The sequence below is a fragment of the Caulobacter sp. GW821-FHT05F04 genome, from assembly GCF_059419665.1.
This window is the reverse complement of sequence record NZ_JBWKSF010000007.1, coordinates 279376-293817: the sequence shown is the minus strand read 5'-3', so window position 1 is coordinate 293817 and position 14442 is coordinate 279376. Positions and strand designations below refer to the sequence as shown.

15 protein-coding genes are annotated in these 14442 nt (G+C 68.4%); 5 read left to right on the top strand and 10 right to left on the bottom strand.

Going from position 1 to position 14442, the window contains the following annotated elements:
* Nucleotides 1-5: 5 nt before the first annotated feature.
* Nucleotides 6-617, bottom strand: coding sequence for a hypothetical protein (locus tag AC07R7_RS19170; RefSeq protein WP_494636299.1), 612 nt, complete (start codon nucleotides 615-617; stop codon nucleotides 6-8).
* A 122-nt stretch (nucleotides 618-739) separates the two neighbouring features.
* Between AC07R7_RS19170 and radA the strand changes: the two genes are divergently transcribed.
* From radA to AC07R7_RS19145, 5 genes are read left to right on the top strand one after another with little or no spacing between them, the layout of a single operon-like run.
* A complete protein-coding gene (gene radA / locus AC07R7_RS19165; RefSeq protein ID WP_492838108.1) occupies nucleotides 740-2122 on the top strand; it encodes a DNA repair protein RadA in 1383 nt (460 codons plus the stop codon).
* Nucleotides 2119-2736, top strand: a complete 618-nt coding sequence (locus AC07R7_RS19160; RefSeq protein ID WP_492884900.1) for a CvpA family protein — start codon at nucleotides 2119-2121, stop codon at nucleotides 2734-2736. The genes radA and AC07R7_RS19160 overlap by 4 nt, the downstream gene beginning before the upstream one ends.
* Entirely contained in the window at nucleotides 2733-4232 is a 1500-nt protein-coding gene (purF, locus tag AC07R7_RS19155) for an amidophosphoribosyltransferase (protein WP_492884898.1), read from the top strand. Before AC07R7_RS19160 ends, purF begins: the two co-directional genes overlap by 4 nt.
* An 8-nt stretch (nucleotides 4233-4240) precedes the next feature.
* Nucleotides 4241-5230: a bile acid:sodium symporter family protein gene (locus AC07R7_RS19150; RefSeq protein WP_494636298.1), complete on the top strand. Its 990-nt coding sequence runs from the start codon at nucleotides 4241-4243 to the stop codon at nucleotides 5228-5230.
* Nucleotides 5231-5278: 48 nt separating this feature from the next.
* Nucleotides 5279-6034, top strand: a complete 756-nt coding sequence (locus AC07R7_RS19145; protein WP_494636297.1) for an SDR family NAD(P)-dependent oxidoreductase — start codon at nucleotides 5279-5281, stop codon at nucleotides 6032-6034.
* Between the two features lie 34 nt (nucleotides 6035-6068).
* On the opposite strand, the gene AC07R7_RS19140 is transcribed toward AC07R7_RS19145, so the two are convergent.
* From AC07R7_RS19140 to AC07R7_RS19100, 9 genes are all read right to left on the bottom strand, one after another.
* Complete coding sequence (locus AC07R7_RS19140) at nucleotides 6069-7169, bottom strand: serine hydrolase domain-containing protein (protein WP_494636296.1); 1101 nt, start codon at nucleotides 7167-7169, stop codon at nucleotides 6069-6071.
* An 87-nt stretch (nucleotides 7170-7256) separates the two neighbouring features.
* Nucleotides 7257-9017, bottom strand: a complete 1761-nt coding sequence (der, locus tag AC07R7_RS19135; RefSeq protein WP_494636295.1) for a ribosome biogenesis GTPase Der — start codon at nucleotides 9015-9017, stop codon at nucleotides 7257-7259.
* 134 nt (nucleotides 9018-9151) lie between these two features.
* Nucleotides 9152-10582 carry a PQQ-like beta-propeller repeat protein gene (locus tag AC07R7_RS19130; protein ID WP_494636294.1) on the bottom strand — a complete coding sequence of 477 codons (1431 nt, stop codon included), beginning with the start codon at nucleotides 10580-10582 and terminating at the stop codon, nucleotides 9152-9154.
* Nucleotides 10579-11340 (bottom strand): tetratricopeptide repeat protein, encoded by a 762-nt coding sequence (locus AC07R7_RS19125; protein ID WP_492884890.1) that lies wholly within the window; start codon nucleotides 11338-11340, stop codon nucleotides 10579-10581. The genes AC07R7_RS19130 and AC07R7_RS19125 overlap by 4 nt, the downstream gene beginning before the upstream one ends.
* A gap of 167 nt (nucleotides 11341-11507) precedes the next feature.
* On the bottom strand, nucleotides 11508-12074 hold the full coding sequence (locus AC07R7_RS19120) for a suppressor of fused domain protein (protein WP_494636293.1): 567 nt from the start codon (nucleotides 12072-12074) through the stop codon (nucleotides 11508-11510).
* 2 nt (nucleotides 12075-12076) lie between these two features.
* Nucleotides 12077-12904, bottom strand: coding sequence for a 3-methyl-2-oxobutanoate hydroxymethyltransferase (gene panB / locus AC07R7_RS19115; RefSeq protein ID WP_494636292.1), 828 nt, complete (start codon nucleotides 12902-12904; stop codon nucleotides 12077-12079).
* Nucleotides 12905-13029: 125 nt separating this feature from the next.
* Nucleotides 13030-13410, bottom strand: a complete 381-nt coding sequence (locus AC07R7_RS19110) for a hypothetical protein (RefSeq protein WP_492884886.1) — start codon at nucleotides 13408-13410, stop codon at nucleotides 13030-13032.
* Nucleotides 13403-13978 (bottom strand): RNA polymerase sigma factor, encoded by a 576-nt coding sequence (locus AC07R7_RS19105; RefSeq protein ID WP_494636291.1) that lies wholly within the window; start codon nucleotides 13976-13978, stop codon nucleotides 13403-13405. Before AC07R7_RS19105 ends, AC07R7_RS19110 begins: the two co-directional genes overlap by 8 nt.
* A gap of 33 nt (nucleotides 13979-14011) precedes the next feature.
* Complete coding sequence (locus tag AC07R7_RS19100; protein ID WP_492838126.1) at nucleotides 14012-14398, bottom strand: DUF6249 domain-containing protein; 387 nt, start codon at nucleotides 14396-14398, stop codon at nucleotides 14012-14014.
* Nucleotides 14399-14442 lie beyond the last annotated feature (44 nt).

The window sequence follows — 14442 nt, the reverse complement described above, 5'->3', positions numbered from 1 at the left end:
GCGCGCTACGGGACGGCCAGGGCCCGCAGCCGCGCGGCGTTGACCGTCTCGACGGCCGCCTTCAGCACGGCCGCGCTGTCGGCGGCGCCGTCGGCGGCGATGCTGTAGCGGTCGGCGGCGACCACGGCGTAGCGGCCGGACTTGGCGGCCTCGTCCCACTGCTCGGTGACGGTGCGACCGCCGGCCGTGGTGACGGTCTCATAGCCGGTGGCCGTCCGGCGCGTACTGTGCGCGCCGACCGCATCGTCGCTGGCCCCGACCGAGCCGATCGCGCCCAGGTCCACGACCTCCAGCGTGAAGGCCGCGCCATCCTTGACGTAGCGGGCGCTGACCTTGGTCATGCCCGGCTCGGTCCCGGCCTGGCTCCGGACATCGGTGCGCGCGAAGCCGCCGACCGTGGCCGGCAGCAGGGCTGGCAGGCTGCCCGGGGTCAGAGGCTTGGTTCCCTTAGCCGCCGCCATCTCTGCGCGCGCGGAATCCTTCCGCAGTTGGCCGACGGTGACTTCGCCGCCATTGACCTCGACGCGGGCGGAGGCGTCCGGGTCCTTGGGCTGGGCGCGACCACAGGCCGTCAGAGCCGCCGTCGCCAGGATCGCCGCCCACCAAGCCTTGTTCATCGTCGCGCTCCTCGACACCTGCCTTGATGCAAACGCATCGGCCCACAGCTTGGCTGCGTCCGGCTTTGGCGCAGCGTCTCGCCAACCTGTAGTCTCCCGCTATCCGAGAATCAGGAGACTCCATGGCCCGCGACGGCGCCGTCTACGCCTGCCAGTCCTGCGGCGCGGTCCAGACCAAATGGTCCGGACAGTGCCCCGCCTGCCAGAGCTGGAACACCCTGGTCGAGGAGGTCGGCGCCAAGCCGCCCGGCGCCCTGGCGACGACCAAGGCCACCCGCGTGCGCGGCTTGCAGTTCACCGGCCTGCAGAGCGACACCGCCCCGCCTCCGCGCATCATGACGGGCGTCGACGAGTTCGACCGGGTCTGCGGCGGCGGCGTGGTGCCCGGCTCGGCCATCCTGATCGGCGGCGACCCGGGCGTCGGCAAGTCCACCCTGCTGCTGCAGGTCTGCGCCAGCGCCGCCCTGCGGGGCGTCTCCTGCGCCTATATCTCCGGCGAGGAAGCCGTCGAGCAGATCCGCGGCCGCGCCGACCGCATGGGCCTCGCCCAAGCCAATGTCAGCCTGGCGGCCGAGACTTCGCTGCGCGACATCCTGGATGGCCTGAAGCGCGACAACTTCGATCTGGTGGTCATCGATTCGATCCAGACGATGTGGAGCGACGCCCACGAGGCCGGGCCCGGCACGGTCACCCAGGTCCGCGCCTGCGCCACCGAGCTGGTGCGCCTGGCCAAGAAGAAGGGCGTGGCGATCCTGCTGGTCGGCCACGTGACCAAGGACGGCCAGATCGCCGGTCCGCGCGTGGTCGAGCACCTGGTCGACGCGGTCCTGGCCTTCGAAGGCGAGCGTGGCTATCCGTTCCGCATCCTGCGCGGGGCCAAGAACCGCTTCGGAGCCACCGACGAGATCGGCGTCTTCGAGATGGGCGATGTCGGCCTGCGCGAGGTCAAGAATCCCTCGGCGCTGTTCCTCAACGAGGGCGGCGAACGCTCGGCCGGCGCGGCGGTGTTCGCCGGCATCGAGGGCTCGCGACCCGTCCTGGTGGAATTCCAGGCCCTGGTCGCGCCTTCCGCGTACGGAACGCCGCGCCGCGCCGTGGTCGGATGGGACTCCGGACGGCTCGCCATGGTGCTGGCGATCCTGGAATCCCGATGCGGCCTTGGTTTTGGCGACAAGGACGTCTATCTGAACGTCGCTGGCGGCCTCCGGATCACGGAGCCGGCGGCGGATCTCGCCGCGGCGGCGGCCCTGGCCTCCTCCGCCCTGGACGTCGCCCTGCCCCAGGACTGCGTCGTGTTCGGCGAACTCAGCCTGTCGGGTGAAGTACGGCCCGTCAGCCGGATGGAGACGCGTTTGAAGGAAGCCGCGAAACTGGGATTTGGCCGGGCGCTCGGACCGCTCTCCGGCCTCCCTGAAGGCGGCGGAGCCTTGCCGGTCGCGGGCGTCGCCCGTGTCGCCGACGCCGTCCGCCGGATCGGCGACGAGATCTGGAGCAGCCTGACGTGACGCCGTTCGACATCATCGCCGGGCTCCTGCTGCTGGTCTCCGGCGTCACCGGGTGGGTGCGCGGCGCGTCGCGCGAGCTGACCTCGGCCCTGTCGTTCATCATCGCCGCCGCCATCTCATTGTTTGGCCTGCGGATCTCCGGCCCGATCTTCCGCAACCTCATGGACCCCGACTGGGCCGCCACGGCGGCGGCCATAGTGGTGGTTTTCGTCGTCTTCTTCCTGATCATCCGCCTGATCGGCGGCCAGCTGACCGCCGGCCTGCACGAGACCTCGGCCGGAACCCTGGACCGCGCGGTCGGCGCGACCTTCGGGGTGATCCGGGCCGTGTTGATTCTGGGCGTCTTCAACCTGCTGCTGCACCTGGCGACGCCGCCGGATCGCATGCCGCACTGGGTCCAGGATTCGATGTTCTATCCCTTGTCCGAAGCCAGCGGCGCGGTGCTCAAGGTCTTCGCCCCGAAGGGCAAGGCCCTGGCCGGCAAGCTGGCCCCGGCGATCAAGGAAGCCGTTCATGAGGGCGGCGACAATACGTCCGGCGAGAAGTCGTCGGATAAAGGCTATGATGATGACCAGCGTCGGAAGCTCGACGACCTGGTGGAGAAATCACGATGACCTTCCTAGGCCAGTCGACCGACCGCTATTCCTCGTCGCCGTGGCGCGATCCCGAGGACGACACCCTGCGCCTGGAGTGCGGCGTGTTCGGCGTCTTCGGCGTCCGTGACGCCGCCGCCATCGCGGCGCTGGGCCTGCACGCCCTGCAGCATCGCGGCCAGGAGGCCTGCGGCATCGCCGCCTTCGACGGCAATCGCTTCCATACCGAACGCCACATGGGCCACGTCGGCGACGCCTTCACCGGGGCCGACCTCGTCCAGCGTCTGCCGGGCGCCCTGGCCATCGGCCACACCCGCTACTCCACGGCCGGCGGCAGCGGCATCCGTAACGTCCAGCCGATGTTCGCCGATCTGGAAACCGGCGGCGTGGCCATCGCCCACAACGGCAACCTGACAAACTTCCTGACCCTGCGCGAGCGTCTGGTGCAGGAAGGCGCGATCTTCCAGTCGACCTCGGACTCCGAAGTCATCCTTCACCTGATCGCCCGTTCGCGGAAGGCCAAGATCGTCGACCGCTTCATCGACGCCGTCGGCCAGATCGAAGGCGGCTACGCCCTGGTGGCCATCACCAACAAGAAGATGATCGGCCTGCGCGACCCGCTGGGCATCCGCCCGCTGGTGCTGGGCGACCTGGAGGGCAAGCCTGTTCTGGCGTCCGAGACCTGCGCCCTCGACATGATCGGCGCCCGCTTCGTCCGCGACATCGAGCACGGCGAGATGGTGGTGATCGAGGAAACCGGCATCACCTCGACCAAGCCCTTCCAGACCCAGGCCGCGCGCCCCTGCGTGTTCGAATATGTCTATTTCGCCCGTCCCGACAGCGTCGTGAACGGCCGCTCGGTCTATGGCGTGCGCAAGCGCATGGGCCGGAACCTGGCCAAGGAAACCGGCGTCGAGGCCGACGTCGTGGTGCCGGTGCCGGACTCGGGCGTGCCCGCGGCCCTGGGCTTCGCCCAGGAGAGCGGCATCCCGTTCGAGATGGGCATCATCCGCAACCACTATGTGGGCCGCACCTTCATCCAGCCGACCCAGGGCGTGCGCGAACTGGGCGTGCGCATGAAGCACAGCCCCAACCGCGCCATCCTGGCCGGCAAGCGCGTCGTCCTGATCGACGACTCGATCGTGCGCGGCACCACCTCGCTGAAGATCGTCCGCATGGTCCGCGAGGCCGGCGCCACGGAAGTCCACCTCCGCTCGGCCAGCCCGCCGATCAAGTGGCCCGACTTCTACGGCATTGACATGCCCGAGCGCGAACAGCTGCTGGCGGCCAACAAGTCGCTGGAAGAGATGGCCAAGTTCCTGGAAGTGGACAGCCTGGGCTTCCTGTCGGTCGAGGGCCTGTACGACGCCCTGGAAGCTGGCCCGCGCGATCCGGCCGCCCCGCAGTTCACCGACCACTACTTCACCGGCGACTATCCGACCCGCCTGACGGACCGCGAGATCGCCGAGGGTCGCAACGAGACCAACGACAAGCAGCTTTCGCTGCTCAGCGCCTAAGTCTTTCCGTGACCCTGAAGAGCGTTCTCGAGAAGCTGAAGCTCGAGCCGTACGTCCTCGCCCTGTTCGGCATGGTCGTGCTGGCCTCGATCCTGCCCGTGCGTGGCGAGGCGGCGCACGGCCTGAACATCGTCGTCAAGCTGGCCATCGCGCTGCTGTTCTTCCTGCACGGGGCCAAGTTGTCGCGCGACAACGTTGTGGCGGGTCTGACCCACTGGCGGCTGCACCTGCTGATCCTGGCCTTCACCTTCGTGATGTTCCCGATCCTGGGCCTGCTGGCCAGCAAGCTCAATTTGTTGCCGCCGACCCTGGCGGCCGGGATTCTGTTCCTGTGCTGCCTGCCCTCCACCGTGCAGTCGTCGATCGCCTTCACCTCGATCGCGCGCGGCAATGTCGCGGCCGCCGTCGTGGCGGCCAGCGCCTCCAACCTGTTCGGCATCTTCATCACCCCGGTCCTGGTCGGCCTGCTGATGCACACCCAGGGCGGCGCGGCGGGCGGCTGGACATCGGTGCGGGACATCGTCGTCCAGCTGCTGCTGCCGTTCATCGCCGGCCAGTTGGCCCGGCCGCTGGTCGCCGGGTGGATCCAGCGGCACAAGTCGCTGATCGGCTATGTCGATCGCGGCTCGATCCTGCTGGTCGTCTACGCCGCCTTCAGCGAGGCCGTGGTCGGCGGCATCTGGCACAAGATCTCGCCGCTGCAGCTGGCGATCCTGCTGGCGGTCTGCGGCGTGCTGCTGGCCGTCGTGCTGGCCGCCACCACCTTCGGGGCGCGGGCGCTGGGCTTCTCGCCCGAGGACGAAAGGGCCATCACCTTCTGCGGCTCCAAGAAGAGCCTGGCCACCGGCGTGCCGATGGCGGGCATCCTGTTCCCCGGTCCGACGGCCGGCATCATCGTGCTGCCGCTGATGATCTTCCACCAGATCCAGCTGATGGCCTGTTCGGTCATCGCCCAGCACTACGCCCGTAAGGCCGCCGAACAGGAGATGGAAGCTTAAGGGCTTGCCCCGGTTTCCGTCCGCCCTCGCCTGTTCTAGAACCCGCCCATGACTTCCGACTCCCAAAAGCCGCTGGCCGGCCGCATCGCCCTCGTCACCGGCGCCACGCGCGGCATCGGCGGGGCGGTCGCCCTGGGCCTGGCCCAGGCCGGCGCCCACGTGATCGCGGTGGGCCGCACGCAAGGCGCCCTCGAGGCCCTGGACGACGCTATCCTGGAGGCCACCGGCGAGCGCGCCACCCTGGTCCCACTGGACCTGCGTGAGCCTGACGGCCTGGACCATCTGGGCGCGGCCATCCATCAGCGTTGGGGCAAGCTGGACATCCTGGTCGGCGCGGCCGGCCTGCTGGGTCCCCTCACCCCGGTGAGCCACCTGGAGCCCAAGGGCTGGGACATGATCCTGTCCACCAACCTGACGGCCAACTGGCGCCTGATCCGCGCCATGGATCCGCTGCTGCGCGCCTCGGACGCCGGCCGGGCGCTGTTCTTCTCCAGCAGCGTCGCCAAGACCCGGCCGGCCTTCTGGGGCGCCTACTCGGCCACCAAGGCGGCCCTCGAGGCCATTGTCGATGTCTATGCCGACGAGATGGAGAACACCGCCGTCCGCGCTCTGTGCGTCGATCCGGGCGCCATGCGCACCCGGATGCGCTCCGGCGCGTTCCCGGGCGAGGATCCCCAGACCGTTCCCGCGCCAGAAACCATCGTGCCGTTCATCATCGACCTGGTCCGCCCCGATCGCGAACCGCCCAAGGGCGTGGTTCGCTTCAAGGATCGGGGCCAGGAAGCGCCCAGCATCGACGCCTAGAAATCCGAGACCGGCAGGCCGAACGGAAAGCTTTCTAACGGCGAAGCTGCTTCAGCAGCAGGTTCGCCGTGGCCGTCGCCGAGCCATCTCCGGTCAGGGCGGCGGCCACGATCGCTTGGTCCCTGACCGAATAGGCCACCACGGCGCTCGCGCCCGGCGTACCGCCCAGATGTCCTAGCCAAAGGCCTTTAGAGCCGTCGGCCTCCGGAACTTCGATGACCATCGCGCCCAGGCCGTAGAAGCTGCCGGCGTCGAACATCGGATAAAGCTGGCCGAACATCGCCGTCAGCGTCTCCTGCTTCAGCAGCTTACCGCCCAGCAGCGCCGCCCAGACCCGAGCCATGTCCTCGGCGGAGCCCACGGCGCCGCCCGCCGCGCCGGCCCAGGCGGGCTCGATCGGGGTTTCCTTGGCCGAGACCAGCTTGGCGACGTCCTCGGCCCTGTCACCGTCAGCCAGCATCCGCAGCGACTTCAGGCCCAGCGGCTTGATGACCCGCGCCTCGACGGCGGCCTGCCACGTCTGACCATCGACCGTCTCGATCACCTTGCCCAGCAGCGCGTAGCCGGTGTTGGAATACCGCCAGCGCTCGCCGGGACACGACATGGCCCCATGGCGAGCGATGATCTTCACATCCTCGTCCAGGGTATGGGCGCGGCGCTCGGCCCGAGCTTTCAGATCCTCGTTGGCGCTGAACAGGCCGCCGGTGTGGGCCAGCAGGTCGCGGAGGGTCACCACGTCGCCGTTGGGCACGCCGGCCACGTATTTCGAGATCGGATCTTCCAGCTTGAGCTTGCCGGCCTCGGCCAGCTGCAGGACGACGATGGCGACCAGGCTCTTGCCGGCGCTGGCCCAGAACAGCATCGGCGGCTGCTCACCACTGTCGGTGCGGCTCCAGGCGCCCCTGCCGGGGATCAGCACGGCGGCGGTCATGGCCGGCGCCTTGGTCGCGGCCTTGGCCTGAACGAACGCCGCCTCCAGCCGCGCGACCGCTTCTGGATCAAGCGCGGCCTTGGGAACCTCGGTCAGCAGCGGCGGCGCGACGGCCGGATGCCACGGCGGGCCGGCATAGGTCACCGCGCTGGTGCAGACCACGGGCTTGTAGTCGGCCGCCGACGCCGCCAACGGCAGCGCCATCAAGATCAAAGCCAGCCCCAAGCCTCGCATCGCCGTCCCTCCACGTTCAGCCCACAAGGCTGAACGCGTATGGCGAAGTTTAGGCTCTCAGCGCCCCTTCGGCTTGCCCGGACCGGTGTTGCCACGCACGGTGCGCGCGCCGGACACCGGACGCTTGGGCCCCGCCGCCTTGCCGCCCGCCGACTTGGCCCCGACCTTGTAGCTGGGCGCGGTCGAGACCTTCTTCTGGACCTTGGGGCCCAGCTTCTTGACCGACTTGACCGCGGCCTTGCCCGGTTCGGCGGCCACGGCGCTTTCGACCGCCGGAGCCGCCTTGGCGGCGGGCGCCTTCTTCTTGACCGGCTTGGCCTCGCGGGGGTCGGGCAGGCCCGCCTCGATCGCGGCCTTGGCGGCGGCTTCGTCGGCCAGGCGCTTGGACTTCTTGACCGTGTTGCGGGAGGCGCGGATGCGTTCCTCCTCGCGTTCGCGGCGTTCGAACTCGCGCTTGCCCCGGCCGCTGTGGCCCTTGGCCTCGCCGTCGGCATAGGGGTTGGCGCCCGACTTGATGGTGATGCGCAGCGGCACCCCCGGCAGGTCGAAGCTCTCGCGCAAGGAGTTGATCAGATAGCGCCGATAGTGGTCGGGCATCTGGTCGGCGCGACTGGAGAACAGCACGAAGGTCGGCGGACGGGCCTTGGTCTGGGCCATGTACTTGGGTTTCACGCGGCGGCCGCTGACGGCGGGCGGCGGGTGGCGCTGCATGGCCATCTGCAGCCAGTCGTTCAGGTCGCGCGTCTTGACCTTGGTCGACCAGTCCTTGTGGATCTTCAGCACGGCCGGCATCAGCTTGTTGACGCCGCTGCCGGTCTCGCCCGACAGCGCCACCACCGGCGCGCCGCGCACCTGGGGCAGCATGCGCTCGGCGTGCTCGCGGAAAGCGGCCAAGGTCGCGGCCTGGTCCTCGACCAGATCCCACTTGGCCAGCACGAACACCAGGGCCCGCCCTTCCCGCTCGCTCAGGTCGGCGATCTGCAGATCCTGGATCTCGAAGGGGTGGGTGGCGTCCATCACCAGCACCACCACCTCGGCGAAGGTGATGGCGCGGATGGTGTCCTGGGTGGAGAGCTTCTCCAGCTTCTCCTGGACCTTGGCCTTCTTGCGCAGGCCGGCGGTGTCGACCAGGCGGACCTTCTTGTCGCCCCATATCCAGTCGACCGAGATCGAGTCGCGGGTGATGCCGGCCTCGGGGCCGGTCAGCAAGCGCTGCTCGCCGATCAGGCGGTTGATTAGGGTGGACTTGCCGGCGTTCGGACGGCCGACGATGGCCAGCCGGATCGGCTTGTCCTCGTCATCCTCGTCGTCGGAATACTGGTCCTCGGGAACGGCTTCCAGCATGGCGGCGTACAGCTCGGCCATGCCTTCGCCGTGCTCGCCCGAGATCGGGATCGGCTCGCCCAGGCCCAGCTTGTAGGCCTCGCCGATGCCCGACTGGCCGGCTTTGCCCTCGGCCTTGTTGGCGGCGATGATCACCGGCTTGCCGCGACGGCGCAGCAGGGCGGCGAACACCTCGTCCAGCGGCGTGACGCCTTCGCGAGCGTCGTAGATGAACAGCGAGAGGTCGGCTTCCTCGATCGCCAGTTCGGTCTGGGCGCGCATGCGCGCTTCCAGGCTCTCGTCGGCGACGTCCTCGAAGCCGGCGGTGTCGATCAGGTGCAGGTCGAGGTCGCCCAGGCGGCCGTCGGCGTAGCGGCGGTCACGGGTGACCCCCGGCTGGTCGTCGACGATGGCCAGCTTCTTGCCAGCCAGACGGTTGAACAGCGTGGACTTGCCCACATTGGGGCGGCCGACGATGGCGAGTTTCAAAGGCATAGGGCGTCCAGTAGTCGATTTTCACGTTTCCCGCAAAAGGCGTTGGAAAAGCGAACGCCCGGGCCAGCTTTCGCGGACCCGGGCTCAAGAGCGTTTCAAGTTGTCGAGCGAGCCCGAAGGCGCACCTTCTTGGCTTAGCGGATGGCGATCAGTTCCGCGTCATCCGTGACGAGGTAGATCATGTCGCCGACCGCGATCGGATTGATCAGCACCGAGGAACCGACCTTGAGGGTCTTTTCCTTGGCGCCGGTCTTGGCGTTCAAGGCGACGGCCTCGCCGGCGCTGGACACCGTGATCAGGCGGCCATTGGCCAGGATCGGGGTCGACCACAGGATAGGATGCTTGGCCCGCTTCTTCTTCTGCTTCTTGGACAGGGCCTCGGTGTTGTTGAGGTCCTGGATCCAATAGACCGAGCCGTTTTCGCGCGAGACGCAGATGACCTGGCCGGCCTTGTCGACGACATAGACCACGTCGCCGGCGACCCACGGGGTGGTGATGGCGGTGACCGGCAGGCTCCAGCGGGCCTGGCCCGAGCGCAGATCGGTGGCGGCGAAGACGCCCGAGTGGCTGACGGCGAAGACGTCGCCCTTGTAGATCACCGGGCGGCCCGGGATATCGCGGATTTCCGACAGCGCGTTGGTGCGGCTGGCGCGGCTGAGGGCCTCGCTCCACAGGTCGTTGCCGTTGGTCGCGCGCAGGGCCACCAGCTCGCCCGAGGCGAAGCCGGCCACGACGGTGTCACCGCTGACGGCGGGGGTCGAGGCGGCCAGGATGCGGGCCGGTTCGCTGAGGGCCTGGTAGGTCCAGCCCGGCGCGCCGGTGGCGGCGTCGAAGGTCAGCAGTTCATTGTCGGTCGAGACCACGAACACGCGGCCGTCGGCGACGGTGGGGGCGGCGTGGATCGGAGTGGTGACCGGCTGCGTCCAGTTCAGATTGCCCGAGGCGGCGTCGATCTGGGCCACCAAGCGGAAGCCCGAGGCGACATAGAGCTTGTTGTCGGCCCCGACGGCGAGGCCGCCACCGAAGCCCGTGCGGTCGTTCTTCTTGGGCAGCAGGCCCATGAAGCCGGCCTTCTTGATCGAACCGGCGGCCGGGCGCAGGTCCTTACGCCAGATCTGCGAACCCGACTTGGCGTCGATCGCCACGACGTCGGCCTCGCCGTCCATCACGAAGATGCGGCCCTCGGCCGAGACCGGCGGCGCGGTGACGTGGAAGGTCTTGCCGCTCTTCTTGCCGAAGCCCTTCTTCCAGGCGATCTGGAAACCCTTGCCGGCGTCGACGTGTTCGATCGACTGCTCGGCGTTGCCGCCCGGCAGGCGCCATTCGGTCTGGACGACCGGCTCGGGCAGGAAGAAGTCCGCGCCCTTCAGCGTCTCGTTGGCCTCGACCTTCTGGTCGAAGGCGATGATCGAGATGCGCTGCCCCTGGCTGGCCGTGGACTTGTTCTTGTCCTTGCCGTGGAACGGATTGAGCTTCGAAACCGTCGAACAGCCGGTGACGGCCATGGACGCCGACATCAGCGCGACCAGGGCGACGGAACGCTTGGAGATCATCAGGCGGCTCATTGGGCGTTAGGGGCGGCTTGCGGAGCGAGGCCCGCGGGCAGTTGGCTCATCGGCGGCATGGGCGGCAGGGCGGCGGCGGCCTTCACGGCGGCGGCCAGGTCCTTGGCGGTGCCCGAGTCGATCAGTTGCATGGCCGCCTGGGCGCGCTGGCGCACCTCTTCGGACGTGCTGCTGTCCAGCGAATTGGCCAGGATCACGAAGTCGGCGCGCGCGCCCTTCAGGTCGCCGGCCTGCAGCTTGGCGAAGGCCAGCGCTTCCTTGGCGTACACGCGGTACGGACTCTTTTCCCCCGCCAAAGGCGTCAACCTCGACTCAAGATCCTTGTAGGGAGCCGTGTCCATCAGGGCGAAGGCGGATTTGAGGCGGGCCAGGTCGCCCAGCAGGGCGTTCGGCGCGGCCTTGGCGGCCTCGTCGAAATAGCCGACGGCCTCCTTGGTCTTGTTTTCTTCCAGACGGATGTCGCCCATCTGCAGCAGGGCCAGGGCCTTGTAGCCCGCGGCGCCGCCGTCGGCGACGGTCTTGAACTGGCCGAAGGCAGCCGCCGGACCCTGCTTCTGAGCGGTTTCCAGCGCGGACTGATAGCCTTCCGAGGCCTTGTTGGCCTGGGTCGTCTGGTACGAGGTCCAGCCCCAGTAGCCGCCGACGCCGATCACCACGGCCACCACGGCCGCCGCCACGAACGGCAGCGATTTCACCGCCAGCGTACGATAGCGCTCGGAGCGAAGCTGTTCTTCGACTTCGTCAAAAACATCGACCACGAAACGAGGCTCCGAAACAGGCGCTAGCCCAGGCACGCCGCCCGCACTGGAGCGACGCCGCTGGGTTGAAGACAGATTGTGGCGGGCGGAGGGCCGCTCGCCGAGGCGGCGAACCTATAGCGTGCCGCGCCGGGCCGCAACGCCCGCTGGAGCGGCGATTTCGATCGTCAGACGACGCTTTCCCGCAACGGGTCGGCGAAGGGCACGTCGATCGCCTCAAATCGCTGTTCAAGCGCCTCGGTTCCGTGTGCTTTCTTGAAATCGACCTCTCGTTCGGTGATTGGCAGCAGCCAGTAGCACCGGGTCGTCTTCAATCCCGCGCGGAAGATCTCCAGCCTGGGCCCGTCGCGATAGGGCAGCGAGATCAGAGCGTGGTCGCACGACGAATTGCCCAACCACCCGCGCCCAAGATTGACCGAATGATGCAGGCCCAACGGCGCGCCGGTCATGTGGTAGTGGGCTGTCACCGTCAGCACCTCGGCGATCTCGGCCGACTCGACTTGGCTGAACATGTGCAGTTCGATTGGGCGGCCCGCACGCAGGCGGGACATTCCCACGGTCGCATAGACCCAAAGACCGTCTGCGCTGCCCGGCGCGAACTTCACGATCGAGAAGGCGCCCGGCATGGAGCTCGTAGGATTGCGCGGCATGACACAGGGCTGCGCCGGACGCCCCCAGACGGCTTCGTAGTGCCGTCGCAGAGCCGCGTCTCGACGCTCGCCCAGTCCGAACATGGCTAGCTCTTCTTGGCGTAATAGGTCTCGGCGTCGCCTGGGAAGCTGCGATCCTTCACGTCACGGGCGAATTCGGCCGCGGCGCGCTCGATCTCGCCCTTCAGGTCGGCGTAGCGGCGGACGAACTTCGGGGTCCAGTCGAACAGGCCCAGCATGTCGTCGACGACCAGCACCTGGCCGTCGCAGCCGGCCGAGGCGCCGATGCCGATGGTGGGGACAGAGACCGCTTCCGTAACCTCGCGGGCCAGGCTCTCGGCCACGCCCTCGACGACGATGGCGAAGGCGCCGGCCTCCGCCGTCAGGCGGGCCTCTTCCAGCACCTTGGCGCGGCCGGCCTCGTCCCGGCCCTTGGCCTTGAAGCCGCCCTCCAGTAGCACGGCCTGGGGGCGCAGGCCGACATGGCCCATGACCGGCACGCCGCGCTGGGTCAGGTAGGCGATGGTCGCCGGCACGGTCAGGCCGCTCTCGACCTTCACGGCCTGGGCGCCGGTCTCCTTCATGATCCGCACGGCGTTGGCGTAGGCCTCTTCGTGCGAGTTCTCGTACGAGCCGAACGGCATGTCGACGACGACCATGGCCTTCTTGGAGCCGCGCATCACCGCCTGGCCATGCAGGATCATCATGTCCAGGGTCACGCCGACGGTGTTGGGCAAGCCGTGGACCACCATGCCCAGCGAATCTCCCACCAGCAGCAGATCGCAGGCGTCGTCGAGCGCGGCGGCGACCGGGGCGGTGTAGGCCGTCAGGCAGACGATCGGTACGCCGCCCTTGCGGGCGGTGATGTCGGGGGCGGCCAGACGGCGGACCGTCTCTTCACGATGGGCGGACACGGCGAGCGCTCCCTAAGCGGCTTCTTCTAGAGCGCCGTTTGTGGGCCGGATCGCGCCGCACCGCAACATGAACGGCGATAACACCGTCAAGGCGGCGCGGCGCGGCGGACCTTCAGTCCGCGGCGTCAGAAGTCCTCGACCGCGCGCGTCACGAAGAACGCCAGCGCCACCACCGCCAGACCCGCGGCCAGCCAGACCGCCTCGGCGCTGGACGGAGTCGCCAGCACCGCGTTGAACTTGGCCACGCCGGCGTTGATCTCGTTCTCCAGCGTGTGGCTGCCATTCTTCGACAGTTGCGCGACTTCGTTGGAGAAGCGGGTCGACAGCAGCTGGAAGGCCGCGATCAGGCCCGCCGCGCCACCGGCCACGGCGATGAACATGCGCCGCATCGCCCATCCGCGGTCCAGCTTGGCCGCGACCTCGGCGTTGAACAGGGCCGCGTCGGGAAACGACGGCGGCTCGGCGAACATGCGGCTTAGTTGGGCTTCGAAATCGGGTTCAGCCATGTGCTTCCCTCCTCGCCCCTTCCTCTGGCCGGGCGAGCCTCGCCCGGAGTTTATCCAAACCACGTTTGACATGGGATTTGACCGTGCCGATCGGGATATTCAAGGCCTCGGCCGCTTCGGCGTGAGACCAGTCGGCGCCGTAGCACAGGGAAACGCACAGGCGCTCCCCGCGTGACAGCGACTTCAGGGCCTCGTCGAGGTCGATGCGGCTGGCCGCGTCCTTCGACGCGTCGCGCACCATGACATCCTCGACCGGCTCGACGGTGTCCGAGAAGATCAGCCGCGCCTCGCGCTTGACCTTCTTCAGGTAGAGCCGCGCGGCGATCCTTCTGATCCAGGCCCCGAAGGTCCCCTCCCCACGGAACTCGGCGGCCTGTTCGAAGCCCGTCATGAAGGCGTCCTGGGCCAGGTCGTCGGCGGTGGCCGAGTCGGCGCCCATGCGTCTCAAGAGACCCCGGACAGCCGAGCCGTGCCTGCGCACCAGCTCCCCGTAGGCCCGGCGGTCGCCCGCCGCCGCTTGCGCGGCGAGCTCGACATCATGGCCAGTTGGTGGGCGTTCCATGCCCATTGGATCAAGCCCCTCCCAAGGCTCGCGAGCCGCCTAGACCCGCTCTTCCTTGTTGGGATTGAAGAAGCTGAGCACGATGAAGGCCACGCCGATCACCACCGGGATGCAGGCGATCCCGAAGCCGTCGAAGTCGTCGCCGCCGTGAATGAAGTCGCCGAAATAGGTGGCGCCGGCGATGCCGATGCCGATCGCCAGCCAGATCACGCCGGTGCGCAGGTCGCGCAGGCGGGTCGGCGGGGTCTTCACGCTGCGGCTCATCGCCTCGATCACCTCGGGCGGGATCGGCTGGCCCTTTTCGATGGCGACACGCAGGGTGCGCTGCATTTCGCGACGCTCGCGGCTCTTGAAGTAGAACGGCAGGCAGACGATGGCGACGATCATGGCGAAGGCGCCGATCGGAACGATGATTTCAGGACCCATTTTAAATCCTCCAACGAGTTGTTTGGACGACGCCCCCGCGCCGC